Genomic DNA, 1,526 nt, shown 5'->3' with positions numbered 1-1,526 from the left:
AGCCTGATAATCATCTAAAGGCACCTCCTGGCATAACAAGAGGCAAAGAAACTTCCTGATATGCTGTTACAGAGACGCCAATCTCGTAACCTCAGGAGGTGCCAAGTGAAACTTTACTCCGGTATCGATCTACATTCAACAAACAGCTATCTTGCGATCATCAACGGTAGAGGGAAACGCATCTTCAACGAGAAGCTGCCTAATGATCTCTCCACCATCGTTCAGCGACTGGAATTGTTCAGCGGAGATCTGCAAGGAGTCGTGGTCGAATCTACTTATAACTGGTACTGGCTGGTAGACGGCCTGATGGCCGAAGGATTCGCGGTACACCTCGCGAATCCTTCGGCCATCCAAAAATATACAGGTCTCAAACACACTGATGACAAGCATGATGCCTTTTGGCTGGCAGAGATGCTGCGGCTCGACATTCTTCCTGAGGGTTACATTTATCCGAAGGAGGAGCGGCCAATCCGTGACCTGCTCAGAAAACGGCGTCATCTCGTGTCTTTGAGAACTTCGATGCTCATAAGCCTTCAGAACATCATTACTCGCAACTGTGGCATCACGCTCAGAAGTCGGGATATTACGCGCGTCCGTGAGGACCATGTCTCACCGCTTCTGGCCGACAATGAGGACCTCGCTCTCGCGGGGCAGGTAAGCAAGGAGTCAATCGACTTTTTGACTCGGCAGATCCGTAGCATCGAAACCTTCATCGAGAGGAAGCTTGAGCTTCACGATGGATATAAAGAGCTACTTACAGTTCCTGGTATCGGCAAGATCCTCGGGTTAACCATTATGCTCGAGACTGGCCCGGTAGAGCGATTCAAAAACGTTGGCAACTATGCCTCATACTGTCGCCTTGTCTCATCACGCTGGACTAGTAATGACAAGACGAAGGGGAAGGGTAATAAGAAAAACGGTAACAAGTACCTGTCTTGGGCGTTTAGCGAAGCTGCAGAGTTTGCAAGGCGGTATGACGAAAAAGCCAGAGCCTATTACAACTGCAAGATGAGAAAGACCAACTTCATGGTTGCACACACCGCTCTAGCCCACAAGTTGGCCAGAGCGGCTTACCACATCATGCGTGACCATGTTCCATTTTCGTCAGAAAAAATTTTCACTTAGAACTGGCTGGAGCGGTGAGCCCGCATAGGGGTTGGCAAAACCACGTAGCCTGATTGGCAGCCGCTCCACCCAGGAACACATATCGAGTTACCGACGTCTTTACTGACCACGTCGTGAGCCATCTAGGGGCTGGTTAATAACCACGAGACCTGAAACAATCACTTGGACACGGCCTGGAACCGAAGGTTTTCTGGTCCGCGCAACGCGGAAGGGGCCAATCGGCGCAAGCCGAGTAGTGGCCTTGATCCTGATGGGTGACTGGATGCAGCAAAGGCTGACATCGTAAAAGACAGAAATAACGGCAATGGTAGGGTTGGCGGTGACCGCAGTTCAATGCTAGAAAAACTCTTTTCTTGCATAGGGGAACTTTTTTGCCCTTGACCGACAGCCTTTAATGGGTG

General features: G+C 50.3%; 1 protein-coding gene. It reads left to right on the top strand.

All coding sequences use genetic code 11. The features are described from left to right. Positions 1–105 precede the first annotated feature (105 nt). Positions 106–1,125, top strand: a complete 1,020-nt coding sequence (locus JFN91_RS21860; RefSeq protein WP_199391255.1) for an IS110 family RNA-guided transposase — start codon at positions 106–108, stop codon at positions 1,123–1,125. The last annotated feature ends 401 nt before the right edge of the window (positions 1,126–1,526 follow it).

The sequence above is a fragment of the Geomonas anaerohicana genome, assembly GCF_016458305.1.
GTDB lineage: Bacteria > Desulfobacterota > Desulfuromonadia > Geobacterales > Geobacteraceae > Geomonas > Geomonas anaerohicana.
This window is presented reverse-complemented; position numbering and strand designations above follow the sequence as displayed.